Here is a 17,652-nt window from a genome sequence, read left to right as displayed (position 1 = left end):
CCTCCTGCATGCTTGATTTACTGCATTGAAGCAACCGCGCTGACAAAAAACTTCTGATTTTCTTCCGTCACCTTCAGCTCCCAGCTCTGCAAAAAGCTCATACCCGTTGCAGCGTCTTGCACGGTAAACGTTGCCCTTGCCGTAAACGGCCCGATTCCAGTTGCCTCCAATTGATCGAGCGAGAGAAACCGAATACGTCCTGCTAACGGCTCAAGCTTTGAGCCTGTACTAATGTAATTCAGCAGGCTCTCGGTGTCTTTGCCTTCGCACATCGCTTTCAGAAAACTTTCAATGGCAGGCTGCATGCGTTGCTTCACTTCGCTCGAAACAACCGACTCAGATAGCTTTGGTTCTGCCAGCGCAGCCAGTTCTTGCAACGGGCGAATTACCGGCGAAGCCGTAACGGCAGCTTGCTTTCCACCCTGAACCGTTACCGGAACCTCTACCTCCCAAATTGTTCGTGCCGGATTCAGCACTACGACTCGAACGCGAACCGAATAGGCATGCACCCTTCGGATTGAAAGAGATTCAAATTCTACGGAGAACACGTTTTGACGACTCGTTTTTTGCTCAGCTTTCAATTGACCGATACGCCCCATCGCTGTGGGATTCACATACGGCTTCAGCCTGTTCAGCCGATCGCCCGGCAACTCCTCCCCGCTCCATGTCATCCATTCGCGTACAAAGCTCGTCACTGTACTTACCGCCATTTGTTGCTCAACCGTTGCTTGATGGATAATAGCCGATTGATCCGTTGCAGGTTTGATGAGGGATGAAGCTGTTCCTAAACAGGAAAGGATGAGCATCATCCATAAAAGCAGCTTTGGAATCCATTGCATCTACTCGCTCACCTCTTCTGCCTCGGGGATAGCTCCCTTTTCTGCTTGCCGAGAATCGGCAAATTAGGTTCTAGGGGGAGCGGTAAAAGCGACATATCTTTTAAACGTAATCGTTGTCCGTCTTCCCCCCACCAAAGCGACTCGATGCCGTTCTGATTCCATTCTCTCTCCGATATGGCCCATACCTTTGGAGCGGGCTTATCTGAAAGCGGACCGTCTCGCAGGTTGGATCATAGCTCCAGCAGCCGCTTCGGGCGAGCTTCGATTTGAGTTACAAAGCACACATGAACCGACTCCACGGCGTTCCAAACCGAAGGAAGCACCCGTCCGTACATCCACAATTTGTCCTGCAATTTCCACTGATTTTCACTGCCGGTATCGTACTCGACATGAAGCACAAGCTTGCCGCGATCCGGCAATAAATAAGAACCAATGCCGTCTGGCCTGAGAAGCATCGACTTTTGACCGGATTCTTTAAAGTGAGCATACTGCTCTGCCGCTTCACGAGTGGATTGCCACTCCAGCAAGCCTTCGCCAGAATGGGGGAGACTTTGCCGAATGAGCGAAATGAAAAAGGCATTTGTACCGTAATAATGCTCCAGTTGTACCGGCTCCTTCTCCCAATCCTTTGCCCGAAACACTTCTTCCTCTCCAGACAAGCTGGCGGCTGCTTTTGCACCGTAGCCGGTCAAAATATAACCGACGTGATTTTTCCGAAGAAAAGGGAGCGGAATGCTTCGAACTAGTCCTTGTTCCTTTAACTCACAAATGATTCCATAGATCGTTGGTACTTGATAATGCATCACAATGGCTAACTGACGTGCAGTCAGCATCGTGTATCGGTAAAGCAAAATCAGGATTTCTTTTTTTGCTGAGTAGTACATGTTGCTTCTTCTCCTTCCCTCTCGTTCCTTCGGGGCGCATATGAGTATTAGTCTGGATTTGGGCAGCGCCCGTTTTGCGCGCCGTGTCGCGGTTTTCTTCGCTTTTTTCGACTTCTATCCTTATGTCAGTCTTTGTGTCAGTTTCTATGCGAGTCTCTATGTCAGTCTTTATGCGGAACGTTATTGCTTGCCTCGCGAAAATCCATTCAAAGGGGAGCGTGGACTTTCGCCGGCATCCATCTCTTTTTCGATCACTTCAATCGGCCTTCCATCCTGCTCATCCGAATGCGCCCATGCTGCTTGAATCCACTCCTCGTTGCGAACGGGGACGATCTCGTTTTTGACCGTAAACAGCTCCAAACGCCCCTCGTGACCTTTCGTCCGCACGATGGCGTGCAGCTCGGATAAATTCATTAAATCAAGGTTCGTCACTTGCGGCTTTAGCCAGCGTGACAGCTTGTCCGCATCGGGTCCGCCGAGCTGGAGCAGCATGAGCGTGCCAACGTTGCCGAGGATCGCCTCAAGCACCTTGTCCGAAAGCTGCGATAAATACTGCGTCGCCAAAAACAGCGACAAACCAAACTTACGGTCCTCGGCCAGTATTTTCGTTAAAATGTCCGTTGCAAACAGATGAATTTCATCGGCAAAAAAGAAATGCGCCCGCGATTTATGCTGCGGACGCTTCCGACACGTAAAGTGATAATCGATGAAAAACAGGCTGGCCAATATTTTCAGCAAATCCGGCACACAGCCAGAGCCATCGATCAGAACGATATGCCCTTCGTCCATCATCTGGCGCGTATTCACACTGCTCTGAAGCTGGCCGAGCATGCGCCGCGAGGTCGGATAAGTCGTGAGCGCACCGAGCTTGTTCAGTATCGGGCCCAAATGCTCCCCGACATTTTTGATTTGCGAAAACTCATCGCTCCAAAAATGACGTAAATGCACAGCCAAATGCGGCAATATTTTTCTGCGGTACGATTCATTGAAAAAAATGTCCACGATGCCAAGCACGGTTTGCGGTGGGACGGACAAAAGGCTAAGCACTCCATTCCTCAAATAATGCTCTGCTCGTGGTCGTGAACCCGGAAAAAGCTGCTGCAGTGTGTTGACAAATTCGCCGGTTAATGCTTCGGCCACATCGGCATGCGCCGTCTGAAACAAATTAAAGCCTCGCGGCCGATCCGTGTACCCTAGCGGAATGATGTGCAGCTTCGGATACAAGCTTTTCGGGATGTAGCTGAGCAGCGTTTCAATCGCTCCGCCGTGCGGATCGAGAAACGTAAAGCCTGGCGCTTTGTCAGGCGATACGATCAGATCGTCAACCATTCGCGTCATGACAGACAGCAGCGTCGACGTTTTTCCCGATCCCGTAGTCCCCGCAAGAAACGTATGCTTCAGCATTTGATTGACCGGCATACGGATCTCTTTGTCTACACCGGGGACATTGCTCTTCCCGATAAAGATGCCTTCCTTCAAGCCTTCCGGCGCGTCGATGATCTTCGCATGCATCGTTTGCATGTGAGCAGCACCCTGCTGGCCGAATGTAGGAAATCGCAGCCAGTGACCAAGCTCTCCTGAAGTAAACAGTAGCTTTTTCATTGGTGTTCCCTCTAGCAAAAGCTTCCCGATTTTCTTGGTTCGAATCGGTTTTAAGATAAGTCCATTACCGTTACGCATCGTTAAGAGCGTGTCGTTCATCGTTTGCAGCCGCGCTTTCGAAGAATACGAACGAAGGAAAACTCGAAAGCTCGTCCACAACCCGATTTCTTCATCCCCATGCTTCATTTGCAACAAACGCATCATTTTTTGCTGATGATCGGTCAGTTCCCGATGCTTCGGACGTGCTTTGGCATCCGTCGTCATTTCCCGACAAATGCTTTTGAGCGAAACCGGCTCATTGGCCGGAGAGCGCAGCCATTTTTCCGCTTTGCGGATGCGACGCTGCAATTCCCTTTTGGATGCTGGCGCAAAGGAAAGCTCAAGCCACACTTCCTCGCCCGCCTCCAGCTCCCCCGCTCCCATCGCTACAATCATTTCACTAATCGGATCTTTTCCTTCCGGATGAAACGGAGCAATGGAAAGCGTACCTTTATAGAGCGGAAATCCTTCAGCAGCGATAACGTTAGCTTTTTGACCAACAGCAAAAACAGGCTCCGATACGGAAATCAAATAAACACCGGACACCTGTGTTTGGAACGCCGTATTAAAGCCCATGAGACGAATATCCGGGACAGAAAAGAAAAGCCGAACTTGTCCAGAAGGTCCACTGCACTGGATCAAGAATCGAAAAAACAACTGCCCGTAACGTATCCGCTCTTTCAACGGCAATCCCAAATGGCTGATATGCTTGGCTAAACGCGCTGCTTCAGATAATCCAATAGGCGAGGCATCCAAGGAAGGAGTGACCTCGAACCACTTCATCTGCGCGACCGGACCATAACCCGGCTTGCACCAGCGTGGAGGAAATAAAATCGGTAGCATACTGCTCCCTCCTTTTTCACTTGCTTGGTCTTAAAGGTATTCATCACTTCCTTTCGTGAAATGAAAAAGGAACAGCTTGCCCGATGCTTCGGGGGCTGTTCCCTTTTTCTTCTACAATACCATCTTAGCAGGAAAAACTACGGTTGTACTCCCAACTTTCTCGCATGTTTCTCCCTTGAAACTTGCAAGCAAGTTGGGTTTTCTTACATTTGTCTGTTCCCTAGCTTTCATCAAACTTCGATGCAACTCTCATCAAACTTTCATTGAACTTTCATCGCGCATGCGGAAAATGGCGTAATTACGGGCTTTTCTCGGAATTTAAGCAGCCGTTAACGCCTGTAACTTTAGGTCTAAATTTATACCTGAATTTATGCTCAGCTTTATTTTTTTGAAAAAATGCCCATAAAAAAAGGATGACCCGATATGCTGCCGGTCATCCTGTTACATTGCTATGCATCCTGCTTTTGCCATGTGAGCCATAGTACCGATTTCTCACCCCCCGCTTCTACATAAAGCTGCTGCAGAATGTCTTGTCTTTTCCGATAAAGCATGCTGGGTGACAAATGAAACCGATCCATCAGATCATCATTACTTAGCCGCTGTATGTACTTCAATTCGACAAAATGCTGATCTTCAGGAAGAAGCACCTTGATTGCACTTTCAATGACGTCTACACGAATGATCCAAAACGGCAATTCCTCTTCACGGAGCTGCAGTCGTTTTATAACCTCATTTAGCACGCTTTCATTTTTTTGACCTTGCCCGTGAATGGCAACCTCCTCTAGACGTGCTGTAAGCCCCGGTATATATGGGAAAGCTGCGACTTGATCGTTTCAATTCGCTGCTTCCATCTTGGATATTCCTCCAGCCATCTTTCTATCTCATTAAATGGTACTACATTCTGGATCACATATTCATGAGCTGCTTCTCTAACTACATGCCTCCTCTGCTTCGGTTGTATGTTTTCTCGGCCTCGCTGTTTTTTTATCTTTTTCGCTCCTTCATTCATTTCTTGATTTCCGGCTTCCGTCATCACTGCTCCCTCCTTAGTTAAAAAGTCCTCTGTTTTTTCGCTCCAATCTTCCAAAATACTACATTTCTAGGTCTGGAAGATTATTATATCAAACATACGTTCGTATTTAAAATCAAAACTATCTATTATCAAATGATGCTGTTAAAATAGTCAGCACGTTTATGTATGGATGCAAGTGCCCCCTCAGGAGACTACCATGACATGCTGTTACAAAACCAGGACACAAACAGCATATAATCACCACAAAACAAATGAGTTCTGACATAAATGAAAACTTTTTTGTCACTCCATAATTTACAAACGACATTCACTCTGATACAATAATGACAAATACAAGATCAATAAAGTCAAAAAAATAATAAAATATCTTAAATCAAAATGTCCGTGACAAAAACTGAGGAGCGTGTGTCAAAGTGATTATTTCCCTTAAGACGGATGATGGCTTGTTACTTGAGGTTCGTGGAAAAGAGCGTGGACGAGTTCGACTAAAGCTACGTGGAGATTACAATCGCGCAAAATTTATAGTTTACTGTCTAGAGTTCATTAGTGCAAATCCTGAGTACCAGCAATTTTATGTTGAGGGCGACAATTTTTCTCGTGATCAACTCATTAATGCACTTAAAACAGAATTTAAAACAAACGATAGTGCATTACTTGAAGATGTATTGCAGGTCGCCGAAAAGGTGCTTGTCCGACTTCAGGAACACGAAGAGATGGAAGAGCAGACCGATGTGGCCAGTTTAATTCCCATTTCAAGCGAAGCGCTGCGCACGGTATTGCTCGGAAGATTTGGTGTTGGTAAATCCACACTGATTAAAGCTTGTACTAACTTCTCTGAAAACATTGACTTTCCCGTAACAGATACAGCTAGAACAACGACTTATACAACTGAGTATGTGTTCAAAGATCCTTTCACAGTTTCAAAATTTGCATTTGCCGTAGCATTCAAGCCCGAGAGTGAATTGAAATTGAAATTGGAAGAAGCTAGTACCCGCGCCTTGCGTAAAGCAGTTCAGTTAGCACTGAAACCAAATGAAGTTATTGATTCAACAATCGAAGAAGAAGTACTAAAGGCGTTTGTTACCGATCCCGAGCGGTTATTTAAGAATGAATATATTTTCGGTAAATATTACGGGAAGAATCATCCAAAAAGGTACGATGACACAAAAAAAGAGCAGATAGTATGGTGGGAGCATCTATACAATCAAATCGATCAATTAATGAGGCTTATGTTTATCGAAGAGGGCATTTCCTTGGAAAGCGAAGAAAATTGGTCAAGGATTGAAGGGATAGAAGAAAAACTCTTAGAGCTATCTAAGCGCTCGGAAACCCAATCTGCGTCGAAGCTCCAGAACATTATTGATAATCTAATGAACACCATTCGACAGAGAGCCGAACTGTTGTGTTCCGAACTTGAAGCTGATGATTTAGGCAAAGCATTTAGAAATTCCACCGGCTCAATCACCGGCTTTTTCACTCGTGAATACGATGAGTCGAATGTAGAACGTGTCATTACTTTATTTACTTCGACACAGGCGAAACATTTCAGTCGGTTGTTAACCCCCATTGTCGACCACATCCGCATAGAGGTTCCTTATAATGAGCGTTTTCCAGAGGAGCTGCGCAAACAGCAAATTATTATAACCGATACAGTCGGCATTGAACATGCAAAAACGACCGATACAAGAAGCATTGAAGGAAGTACAAAGTATTTCTTTGAACAATACAACTGTATTACTGTTGTAGACGATGCTTCGAAATCAATGGATTCGACAACGACCAATATTCTGCGTAGTTTGTTCGGTTCCGCAGCAAAGGGGAAAATTTTTCTAACTTATACGTTCTACGATAAATTTGATAAAAAAGACTTTGAGGATGAGGCAGATAAGGACTTTGAGTTACTCGGCTTGCAGGATGCGGCTCTTCGGAAAATTGCAGATGAATTGTCATATGACAATACGAACTGGATGATTGAGGATTTAAAAGAAAGAACCATCTTTCTAAAAGACCTAGTCCCCGGAACTAGACAAATTGAATCTATAATCAAATACTTTCAGAAGATGGTTGCACACAAGGCAGAAATGAATGACTTCAAACAAATTCAGCCGCTTAACAAAAACAAACCTATCCTTGGCTACAACTATAAGAAACTGGCGTTAGTATTTGCCCAAACTCAACAAGAGTTTCTCGAACAGCAACGACAGATTTATTTCCAGGAATATCTCCATTGGAAGACAGCAGAAGCTCTAACTTGGCGCTTGTACTCTGGTTCAACTTACTTTATTGGCAGCTATAAAACGTTAAGACCAGTTGACGACTTCTGTGACTTGTTACTACACAAATTGCACCATTTTCTTTCTAATCCTGCAGAGGAAAACTTCGTCCACAAAAATGACCGTATTGAGAATCTATCGGAAAAGGTGAAAGATTGGCTCAAGGAGCTCGTTGGGGATAGTGTGAAAAAAATGTCCAACAAAGAATTCGTCGGTCGCTATCATGAATTTTGGAGAATCGCATATAACGAGCATGGATTTGGCTCAGACCTACGAAGAAGAAAAATTATTATGGAAGTGTTTAATAAAGTACTTCCCCCACTACAAATGGATGCCAGCAATAATGCTGATATTTGGATCGATGCCCTTGAGAATATGATTGAGGAGGCGATTGAGAAGATGGGAGGTGTGAAACAAACACTAGAACTGAAACGGAAGTATGATCAAAACCCATTATACCGAATTAAACGATCTATCGAACGAGAAATCTACGAATCTAATGATATTCTTTCCGCAGATAAACCATCAACGGACGAGTGGACAGTTAAAAATTGTAAAGGTGAGTGGAGTGAAATCCGATTTGGGACTCTCGCAGAACACCCACAATTCTTTGATTTTGTCGAAGAAGGTGCTGCTAAACTTGAGGCGAGCAGTGGATATAGCCGCGTCATAATGGTCTTTGCCAACCCACTAAAAGTTGAAAGAAAATATAACATTCAAAAATTAGGTAAGGTTACAGTAATAATTGTCAATGAAAATGAGATCGACAACTTCTCCATATTGAAGTATGTGCTATAAATCCCGGATTCCCGAGCTTACATAACGAGGATTGGGCGAAAACCCCATAGAATCAAGGGATTTCAGTCTTTCGAACTCCAAGATTTCATCGTTACGAGTAAAACCTCATACCGAGCCGACTTTCCTTTATTTATGCGGGTTTACGGCTCCTCGTTATGTGTTTTTCGGGAATCCAGGATAAATGTAAAAATACTTTTATTCAGCATCAACACCAATGTCCTTGTTGAGATAGTTGACTTTGCTTAATATGGAACTGGCTCACATTCATTTTTTCGATGCCGATATAACCCCTCCCCCCTTCAAATAAATAAGCTAGCCTCTTGGAATTAAGAATCCCGCATTGACTCTGGCCTTTCGGCCAGGGTCTTTTATTGTTTCACCCCCAAAACGGGAGAGCGAACAAATTTTCCTCTCGACTTTTTCAGAACACTTCCATAATCGCCGAGAAGGCATTTTTTACAGCCTATCACTTAGAAAATTGGGTGATTGTGAATATTTCGATGCCATAGAGCCATTGAGTTAATGAGTGAGAGCCACTCTGTTAATGAGTCATGTTATAATTCCTTTATTAGTTCCCAGAAGGCTTTGTCCCTTATTAATACAGGTTGATTGCCTTCAAGGTTAACAATGCTATAATGCTTTTCTAATTTTTTAATTTTATTTATAATGTTGTCTTCTTCAGCTTTTGATTTTGTATTAAAAATAAACTTAACATCTTTATTACCAATATCTGAGACATTATGAACTATCCATGTATAGATGTAATTAGCAAACTCGTTGTCGGCCGTAGAGAAATGACTAAGGAGCTGTGTGGATAAAATAGTTCCGACTCCGTATTCTCTTCCTTCTTTCATAATTTTTTTGATTGATTTAAAATCTTTACCCAGAAAATTGTCTGCTTCATCAACTAGTATCATTTTAGTAATTTCGCGAAGATTACCTTGAATCGAACTGTGACCTGCCATTTGCATTTGATTATAAAAAATATCTAGGGTTATCGCTACCACGAGGTTTTGAATTCCTTCATCATATCCTGAAAGATTAATAACTGTAACGCCAGTGAGCATCTCAAAAAGAGGTTTTGTTTTATTAGGATCTGGTTCGAAAATTTCAAAATCTACCAAGTTGGTTAAAGCTGCATATAAACTATCTTCCTTAATTGATTCTTTTTTAACATAAATGTTATAAACATCATTAAGAGTTGGTGCTAAAATACTCCAAGTACTTGAGTCAGTCCTACTAATTCCTTTATTTTCGTAAGCTTCTAATATAATATCTTTCAAAATTGCTTCTTGTTTAAAACCAAGATTAAATGCAGTTGAAATAGTTTCTTTTAGGTTATTTGCCGTATGCAACGGTAATAAAGGTTTATTCGAGTTTGTAATATACATTGACAATGGATTGTAAGGAAGATGGTACAGCTCAAGCACTTTGGCATTAGTCGCCGTAGTAAAATCTTCTTTGATATAATCTCCTTTATAATCAAAAACTAAGATACCTATTTCTGTTCCATTTACATTAGCTAATGAACTTTTAGACAATTGGGTAATAAGAGATTTAGTAAATTGTGTTTTACCAGTTCCCATCGTTCCTATAATACCTGTGTTCGTATGCATTAGCTTATCAGTTGAAGTTGGATACCAACGGATCGGTAACCCTGTCTCTACGTTATTACCAAAAACTATCTTCATAACGTTGTTCTCAGAATCCGGCATAATGTCTTCATGTCCAATCATTGATGACTCTTTTTCCTCAAATTCTTGAACACGAACTTGAGGTTGATTTTCTTGCTCAATGACGTGTGATTGAATATTCTCATGAAAACTTTCATTACATGCAGAATACTTATAGAACAATAAATCCGATTTTTGGAAATCACTTTGACCAGTGAGAAACTTATCTTTTATAATTTCTATTTCTTGGGTTATATAATTATATCCATCTTGTTCCGGAAATTCTAAAACTAATACCTCATTCTGAATGTATGAATTCTTGAAGTGAATATCTTTTTTAAAAGAAATGACAGCACCTTTTCCAACAAATTCATCTAGATCGTTACTGATTTCATAGTTATCACTTAATAGTTGTGTACGCAAGTCACTGTCTATAATCTGATCCCAATTTTGATTTGGCCAAACATCATAAAGCTTCATTTTTTCTGCACTAACGATTGCTAATTGAATTAAGAAATTTCTATACACTTTTTTTGTAAACACATTAGCATTTTTTTCTACTGAGCTATTATCTTCTTTTAAGTTCTCCTCGATTAACTTTCTTGTCTTGTAAGCCTGCTCCAAAGCTTTATTAATTGTTCCAGAATCGTTATTCCCTATTTTCACTTCAATTGGATAGTAATGTACTTTAATTACATGGTTACATTTTTCAATACCGATCAATAACAGATCATCACTATACGAACCTTGCTTTTCCCCGAGAATTTTCGATGAAAAAAGGCCTTCGCTTTTTTTGAGTCCCGCCCCACCAGATACCCTTAAAACTTCTTCTAAGGATATAGGAATCCAAATAATATCCTTATGATGGAAATACGATAGCGCAATTTTCAAAGCAGATAGTACGCTCAATTTCTCACGTGGAAATTGTCCATTATGTGCAATCAGTCTTAATAACCAATCTCCATTTACTGCATTAAAAAAATTGATAATTCTTGGTGAATATTCTTTTGCCCCGTGTACATTTTTTTCTCGGAGAAACTCTTCAATAATAACTTGATATTGTTTTGACCTTCTTGTGACAGTTATAGCATCATAGCCGCTGGATGATGTATATTGATCACTATAATGAATTATTAATAAGTCTCTAGCGTGTATATCATTTTTAAAGAAATTTAAATTCACTTTGGGTTCAATAAAAGTAATCCAATGAGAACTATCATATATTTTATCAAAAGATTTCTTATATTTCTCAGAAACAGCAGTGATAATACATTCTTCTGGCTTAAAATGATCTGAACTTCTCGCGGCTTTTGCTAACGCATTTATTTTTATAGCTAAATCTAACAGTACACTTCCATTTTCATTTAAATGCTTGCTACCAAACCCTGTCCTGTAAGAGTCCCCAATGTAAACAGATGGGACCCCTGACATTAACCCATCTAAAGAAACTCCTGTATTTAAACTTCTCATTTCACTAGAGGTTATTTCGAAAAGTGAATCCATTTGACATAAAGTTACATGACAATACTGATAACCATCTATACTGGCATCTTTCATATAAAACTGCACTTTTTCTCTAAAAACATTCAATATGTCTTCTTCGCTATAATGTTCAGAATCTAATCTGACATCAAAAGTGTTTTTAATTACTTGGGGATTTTCATAAAAAGATATTTCTTCAAATGCATTAGGTGCATCTTCTTCTCCATAAATACATAGCTCAATCGGACGTAATTCTTCTATTTTGGGATTTTTCCTAAGTTCTTTAACATAATACTCAAAAAGCCCCTGTAATACTTCTCTGCAGTCCCCCAAATTAATCAAATTAATTTTCATTGGTGCGCTCGATGCAGAAGAAAACAAATAAGAAAAGTGTTCAATAAATTCATCTATTTTCTCACTAACTAACTTAGAAACAAAATCACGAGAGCCATTGTATCTTTGAATTTTACTATTTAGATAATACGTCCATTCTGGGGAATGATTTTGTTCTATCGGTTTGTATATTTCTTTTTCATCATTATAAATGTAAGGTAGTAAATTTATTGGACTTAGTCGCTTTAATATCTCTTCATGAATGACCTCATCTTTAATTGCATTGTTCATTATTATTTGATATGCAATGTTTAATGGGTGTAGTGGTGTGAAAATAATTTCACGATCCCCATTCAGGTTTTCTATAGTTCCAAGTTTCATTAGATTTCTTTGTCTGGTAGATAATAGCGCACCATCATTTATTTCTTCAATACAATTAATAAATTGAAGAATGTACTTATTAGCTAGCTCTGCTATCTCATCGTTAAAATAAGACAAGCTTGGCAGAAGATTATTTACTTTACAATATGCTATTAGATTTTTATAGCATTGTTTTAAGTCAGGATCTATATCAAGATCTTCAATTTGTAACCCCTCTGAGGTTTCTGTAAAAAACAAACCACTCGCTTTAATAATTTCCTTTTCTCTTTCTATGTTTTCTCTAAATTCTTCACGCGCATAAAATTCCTTGGTGCCATGAATTAATTTATTATTACCCTTGTAAATGAAGTGTTCTTTATTCTCTCTTTTAAGTTTCCATAACGAAACTCCCGTTATCACTTTTGGTTTATCGATCTCTTCTTTGAGAGTAATTGGAATTATTGTATCCATATATTTTAACTCGAGTTTTATTAGCTCTGATTCATCATCAAAATTTTCCACACTATTAATAATCTCTAGCCTTTGATCTACATCGAAAATCTCTACTGTATTTTCAACTTTAATCAAAGTTTCTTTAACTTCATCAGTTCCATTTGGATTAATAATTAAATTTTGCTCGCCACAGTTTGCAACAATATATTTCCCTTTAGTGCTAATAAGTATAGAGTAATTCGTTTTTATTGCTTCTAGTACGTTCTCATCACATTCTACAACTGCAATTCTAAATTCAAACTTGGTGTTTTCAACAGCATATATAATTTTACTAAATCCCGTTTTACCGGCAATATTCCTAATTTTAAGTTTAATTTTTTTGCCGCCTGGTTCCGCGACGATTTCTGAGTTTTTATCAACTTTTAAAAACTCTTTTTTAATAAAATCATCAAAACTTAACTCAAGATTAATTTCCTCAAGCTTATCAATATTAAAAACAATAATATTTCTAATCCTTGACTTTATTTTGGTATCGCCTTCTGATTTTTCCCAATAAACAACATTCTCTTCGGAATATTTTTTATTACTTTCAATATATTCCAGAGTTTTATTTCTGTTTTTATTATATGCGGAGTTCCTTACATCTTTATACTCAACTTCATTCCAATCCTTATTAGTGAGTAACTCAATACCTTTTTCATCAAAGTACTTCTCCAGCTCTTGATCCGGATTGCCAAACTTATGTATTGAATCAACTTTTGAAAAATACTCAACGTTTTCTTTTATTCTTTCTTTGATATCTTTAGTAGATAATTCATGTAGATTTGAATCATAAAACATACCAAAGCTTCTGTACTGCTCTCTTGCCAATCCACTAGTGCTCATAACCTCAAGTAACTCCTCATATTCAAATAAGGAGGAATTATCGACAAAGACGTCTTTATTTTTCTTTTCTAAAGCATATTCAACAATAATTCTTTCAACCCTCGATAAGTTCGAGGATTTCAACATATTTTTAATATCCTTTACTATCGTTTTGATATGAAAAGGCATTCCTTCTTTTTGAAAACTTTCAGTGCCTTTAACAAGGCTATCAAGTGACGTATTATGAATAAACAATATTGCTGTATTACTAAATTGAATATCGTCAGTAGTAACAACTTTGTTTCGTAAAAAAGTTAAAAAATCCGGTTTTATTTGGTCAATTGTCGCAGATACAATCAACCGCACATGATTAAAAACGAAATAATATGTTTCGTAATATGTTTTTTCAGAAACATAAAGAAACGGCTGAACATTCATATGGTTTTTCAATACGTCATATAATGTTTGAACCTGTTCATCTTGTTCAAACATTATATGATACTTATCACCCGGTTGCGGTGGCTTCACTTCGAAAAAATTAATGATTTTTGAGGATATGTACTTATAAAATAAATTTGACATACTGCGCATCACCACTATCACTTTTTTTCTCTAACAAATTTAACTTTTGAAATAGTTGTACTATCTTTTCCTTTGAATCTCTATCAAAGAAAACTCCTCTTTGTTCCAGTTTGTAAAAAAGTGATTTCAACCGTATCTTTTTTTCATTATTTATACAAAGCTTTGTTAAAAAAATTAGATATTCTTGTGATAAATTTAAGGTAAGGCCTAAAGGCCCCCTCGGCTTTAAAAAATTAGATTTACAAAAGTCTGTAAACCGTTTACTATAATTCTCATTGGCTGATTTTCTTCCACTACTTTGTTCTGTAAACTGATAATTTATCACTTTTAACAATTTATGAATAGCATCATATAAACTTTGATTTTCGGCGACTTTTTTATAAGAAAAAGCACTCCAATCAACATCACCAATATGATCTTTATACTCGGATATTAATCTTTCTATGTCATAATAAAGTGACATCTTGTCGTTTTCGTTCATCATTTCAATTCTACTTTTAATGTCTACATAAGATAACGCTCTTGGGTTTTCATCATTTGAATGATTTAATAATTCCAAACAATTTGCGTGAGAAAATAAATTAGGAATACTACGACATAGCTTGGACCACCCTTCATCATAACTCATTCTTTTTCGTGAGGTAATTTCCCAATCAAGATTAAAATAGAGCGGCTCCGAAGACTCTAAATCCGCATTAAACACCCCATCTAATTTCATTGCTACTTGAGACACATAAAAGAAGTAATAATACTTTATTAACTTTTCAAAGTTTTCTACGAAAAACTCGCTTTTAGACAATATAAAATTGAGATCTTCAATAAACACTTCAGAAACAAAATGAATATATCTCATGTATTCTTCTTTTATTTCACTTGTCTCTTCTAACTTAGGTAAAGAATCAAATAATAATTTTAATAAAACATTCCTAGGCTCACTTTTATACATTTTTAATAGCTGATTTTTGATATCATTATTACATAGTACACTATGCAAAAAACTTGCTATTCTTTTATGTTCGCTAGTCCCTACTTGAATATAATTAAATAAAGCAGGATGAAATATTATAATTTCTTTATTCTCATCAATAAAAAGTTTCTGTAAGATGCTTTTAAGCTTAACCTTCTCATCTGTCCCGCTCATCTCGATATCTGCAAGTACATTCTCTATTATTGACTCAACCTCAAATTCTTCCTTTAACATGCTGTCCGTAATAATACGCGAATATTCTCCTAGAATATTTTTAAAGATCAAAATATTACTACTATATTTAGCAGTGTAGGGAAAAATCTTTATTTTATTTCCTGTATTATGTTTCAGTCTTACTTTCTTGCTAGGATCACTTACAAAACGATAACTTTTGAAAATGTCATTGAAGTTCAATCTATATGTCATATTCTGATCACCACGAATCTATATTGTTCGAACTCTTTGTCATATTCTAATTTATATCTTTGAATATTACCGCCATTCTTTTCCTCAAAAATCAATTCTTTATCTTGGTTTCCTAAAATCAAAATTTTATTGATAAAATCAACAAAATTAATGAAGTTATTTTTATCCTGCTTATTAGGTCTATACCCATTTTTAATTCGCATTAAAAGCTCATATAAAGAAAAATCAATTGAAATTTCAACAACTGCTTCTTCCCCTTTTGTCTTATACGCCATAATTAAGTATGGAGTAAATCTATCCAACTTAATCAGGCTTTGTTCTTTCAAGTCAATTACATGTGGAGCCAAATCTAATTTCTGACTTATTTTATATTCAAGTTGATTTTTACCAATGAATAAATTGATATATTCAGAAATACTCTTTCCATTCCATTTATAAATGGCATCACTAACATCTTTATATAATTTAATTAGTTGCTTTTTATTTTGTATATTCCAATAAAAGAGATTTTGCATATATTCATGATACAAAGAGTCATTTATATTTAACACTTCTTTTTTGGGACTAAATTTATAATATCTGAAAAACAACTTTACCAACTTATATCTTAGATTGATGTTTTCTTCAGTTAAAAGAGTCTTCAACATTAACTCATTGTTTAATATGTTGGTTATACATTCGTTATCAATCATATCAATGTATTCATAAAAAATAGATGAAATATTTTCTTTAGTATTTAGTGAAATTAGCAGATTATCCATTTCTTCCGACCTACTATGAACAGGATCCATTTTTGATAATACTTCAAAAATATTAGACCTATCCTTATGTTCAAACAGCAAATTGGGTAGAAACCACTCTATGTATTCAGAAAAGGAAGCCTTCATTATTGTTTCCTTGATTTCATCTCTAGGTAACTGATCAATAAAATTCGAAACGCAAATATCGTAAACAAAATTAAATAATGCACGTGTTGAAATGATTAATTTGTACTTAACAATTCCCTCAATAAGAATCTGAATTAGCTGTTCTTGAACCCTCGAACTCATTAAAAATTCATAGTTAAATTTTACTGGACACTTACTTGAACAAATGCAGTTCTCCAAGCAATTCTTCTGATAAGAGGTATAAAACGGATTTTTTTCATCCTCACTTGAAATCTTGAAGAGAATCTCATTAATGTACTCAGAACTTGCTCCTTTACTCGTTAAAGTAAACATATGATAATCACTGAAATTGATAAATTGAAAAGAATTCTCTGAATCAAAAAAACTATCAGAGACTCTAGCCTCCAATATTTTCTTTGTGATAACAAACTCTTTTAAATGTTGATAACGATCCTGATATTCTGAATCGACAAAGTTATTTAAAGCACCTAAATTAATTGCAAGAATCAGTTTTTTAGATCCATTTATATTTAATTTTCCATCTGAAAAATCATCCAAAACATCATTCAACGTATCTATAGATGTTTTTCTTGGTTCGAAGCTTTCTGTCGCATCGTTGTGCAACTGAAAATTTGTCAATAGGTCTTGATGTTTGTTCTTTAAGTAAGAAATTAAATGAGATTTCCCATCACCGACTCCACCACAAACTAAAATTAATTGAGATTTGTTCGATTCTTTTGCTCTCAACAATAAATCTAGCAATTCTGATTCTACACTTCTTTTTATGTGCATGTAATCTTTAAAATCGCTAAAAGAATCCAAATTATCTACGGCTTCTTTGGATGATTCTTTTAGTTTTCTGAGTTCATCAATTAGACAACTTCCGATTTCCCCCAACGCCTTCACCTTCTTTTTTTGTTGAAACTATCCTTCATAAGAAGACGATCTTTATCTATTGATAATTAAAACATATCTAATCTCACAATTCACTTGGATCTATTTCAGGAAATTCCTTCCTAGCAGGAATATTCGACAGTTACTTCAAAATACCTCTTAAGAACTATATGAATTTAAAATTTAAGTTTCTTGTTCTGACTGAAATAATTCAGGTGTTGATCAGAAGGCTTTCCAAGCGTGGCAACTGTCACCTAAAGCGTCAAGATTTAATTCTCTAATACTTGTGGATCCATGAGTGTTTGATAGAGGCAAATACCATCGCTATTATTGAAAAACTCAAGTGCAATTGTTTGACATTCTCTTGGGATAAAATCAACAGACATCTATTTAGAAGCGGCCACTTCTGGTAATACGAAT

Annotated in this window: 8 protein-coding genes; 1 reads left to right on the top strand and 7 read right to left on the bottom strand. The window is 37.7% G+C overall.

What is annotated here, in order from left to right:
- Positions 1-17: 17 nt before the first annotated feature.
- From ACFO1S_RS23450 to ACFO1S_RS23435, 4 genes are all read right to left on the bottom strand, one after another.
- Positions 18-839 carry a conjugal transfer protein gene (locus ACFO1S_RS23450; RefSeq protein ID WP_204605076.1) on the bottom strand — a complete coding sequence of 274 codons (822 nt, stop codon included), beginning with the start codon at positions 837-839 and terminating at the stop codon, positions 18-20.
- Positions 840-1,069: 230 nt separating this feature from the next.
- Complete coding sequence (locus tag ACFO1S_RS23445; RefSeq protein ID WP_378127671.1) at positions 1,070-1,723, bottom strand: replication-relaxation family protein; 654 nt, start codon at positions 1,721-1,723, stop codon at positions 1,070-1,072.
- A 180-nt stretch (positions 1,724-1,903) separates the two neighbouring features.
- Complete coding sequence (locus ACFO1S_RS23440) at positions 1,904-4,207, bottom strand: type IV secretory system conjugative DNA transfer family protein (protein ID WP_204605075.1); 2,304 nt, start codon at positions 4,205-4,207, stop codon at positions 1,904-1,906.
- Between the two features lie 781 nt (positions 4,208-4,988).
- Positions 4,989-5,240 carry a hypothetical protein gene (locus ACFO1S_RS23435; RefSeq protein ID WP_204605073.1) on the bottom strand — a complete coding sequence of 84 codons (252 nt, stop codon included), beginning with the start codon at positions 5,238-5,240 and terminating at the stop codon, positions 4,989-4,991.
- A gap of 413 nt (positions 5,241-5,653) precedes the next feature.
- Here ACFO1S_RS23435 and ACFO1S_RS23430 point away from each other — a divergent pair, with 413 nt between their 5' ends.
- Positions 5,654-8,311, top strand: coding sequence for a hypothetical protein (locus ACFO1S_RS23430; RefSeq protein ID WP_204605072.1), 2,658 nt, complete (start codon positions 5,654-5,656; stop codon positions 8,309-8,311).
- Positions 8,312-8,865: 554 nt separating this feature from the next.
- On the opposite strand, the gene dptH is transcribed toward ACFO1S_RS23430, so the two are convergent.
- Genes dptH through dptF form a run of 3 tightly spaced genes read right to left on the bottom strand, consistent with a single transcriptional unit; the run spans position 8,866 to position 17,235 of the window.
- Positions 8,866-14,058, bottom strand: coding sequence for a DNA phosphorothioation-dependent restriction protein DptH (dptH, locus tag ACFO1S_RS23425; RefSeq protein WP_204605071.1), 5,193 nt, complete (start codon positions 14,056-14,058; stop codon positions 8,866-8,868).
- Positions 14,039-15,451: a DNA phosphorothioation-dependent restriction protein DptG gene (dptG, locus tag ACFO1S_RS23420; RefSeq protein ID WP_204605070.1), complete on the bottom strand. Its 1,413-nt coding sequence runs from the start codon at positions 15,449-15,451 to the stop codon at positions 14,039-14,041. The genes dptH and dptG overlap by 20 nt, the downstream gene beginning before the upstream one ends.
- On the bottom strand, positions 15,448-17,235 hold the full coding sequence (dptF, locus tag ACFO1S_RS23415; protein ID WP_204605069.1) for a DNA phosphorothioation-dependent restriction protein DptF: 1,788 nt from the start codon (positions 17,233-17,235) through the stop codon (positions 15,448-15,450). The genes dptG and dptF overlap by 4 nt, the downstream gene beginning before the upstream one ends.
- Positions 17,236-17,652: the final 417 nt, after the last annotated feature.

The sequence above is a fragment of the Cohnella boryungensis genome, assembly GCF_042651945.1.
GTDB classification, from domain to species: domain Bacteria; phylum Bacillota; class Bacilli; order Paenibacillales; family Paenibacillaceae; genus Cohnella; species Cohnella boryungensis.
The sequence above is the reverse complement of the archived record's forward strand: the minus strand, read 5'-3'. Positions and strand labels throughout refer to the sequence as shown.